A 1,305-nucleotide genomic window follows, 5' to 3' on the forward strand; every position below is an offset into this window, starting at 1 on the left:
GGTTCATCGCAGGAAACCGTGGAGGGTTTGAGAGCGATTGCGTAACCTGACGCCTGACTTTAAGGACGTCAGGAGAGGCAATTGCTCGATCGCAAGGCACTTCAGGCACTGGGCTGCTGGACAGGTTACCGGCTGGAGCGTGTGGAATGGCCGGAAGGCGAAGGCCGTACGCTGTCGCTGTATTTAAAGCCGGTCAGCAAGATCATGTACTGCGAGCAATGTGGGGCACGCTGCCAGCAGATCCACGAGACGACGGTTCGTCGGGTGCGTGACTTGCCGCTATTCGAATACCGGGTGGTGTTGCATGTGCCTCGTCGCCGGGTCTGGTGCGAACGCTGCGGCGGCCCGCGACTGGAGAAGCTGGCGTGGCTGGGCCGTTACCAGAGAGTGACGGAGCGCTTCGCCAAGGCTTGCGAGAAACTACTGCAAGCGGCCAGCGTGCAGGCGGTGGCGGCCTTCTACGATCTGGGCTGGCACACGGTCAAATCGATCGACAAGATGCGCCTGCGGGCGCGCGTGAGCGAGCCCGATTGGTCAACGATCCGCTATCTGGCGATGGACGAGTTCGCGCTGCATAAAGGTCATCGCTACGCCACGGTGGTGGTCGACCCGATCAGCCGGCAAGTACTCTGGATCGGACCGGGACGCTCACGTGAGACGGCCCGGGCCTTCTTCGAACAGCTTCCCGAAGGCGCAGCCAAGCGTATCGAAGCGGTCGCGATCGACATGACCACGGCCTATGAACTCGAAATCAGGGAACAGTGTCCGCAGGCGGAAATCGTCTTCGACCTGTACCACGTCGTGGCCAAGTACGGCCGCGAAGTGATCGATCGGGTGCGGGTCGATCAGGCCAATCAACTCCGACATGACAAGCCAGCCCGCAAGGTTCTGAAGTCCAGCCGCTGGCTGTTGCTGCGCAACCGCCACAACCTCAAGCCGGATCAGGCCGTGCACCTGAAGGAATTGCTGGCGGCCAATCAGGCGCTGTTATGCGTCTACGTGTTACGCGACGAGCTCAAGCGGCTCTGGTTCTACCGGAAGCCGGCCTGGGCGCAAAAGGCTTGGGAACAATGGTTCGAGCAGGCTCAGCAAAGTGGGATCGCGGCCCTGCAAAAGTTCGCCGAGCGTCTGCAGGGCTACTGGCACGGCATCGTGACTCGCTGCCGCTATCCGCTCAATACCAGCATCGTTGAAGGCATCAACAACACCATCAAGGTCATCAAGCGTCGAGCTTACGGGTACCGCGACGACGAATACTTCTTCCTCAAGATTCGCGCCGCGTTCCCCGGTAATCCTCGATGAACC

At 60.7% G+C, this 1,305-nt stretch carries 1 protein-coding gene; it reads left to right on the plus strand.

All coding sequences use genetic code 11. The features are described from left to right. Window positions 1-81 precede the first annotated feature (81 nt). Window positions 82-1,302: an ISL3 family transposase gene (locus tag U4Z64_RS37230; protein WP_321822676.1), complete on the plus strand. Its 1,221-nt coding sequence runs from the start codon at window positions 82-84 to the stop codon at window positions 1,300-1,302. The last annotated feature ends 3 nt before the right edge of the window (window positions 1,303-1,305 follow it).

This window comes from Burkholderia sp. BCC1996 (genome assembly GCF_905339955.1).
In the GTDB taxonomy this organism is placed as follows: domain Bacteria; phylum Pseudomonadota; class Gammaproteobacteria; order Burkholderiales; family Burkholderiaceae; genus Burkholderia.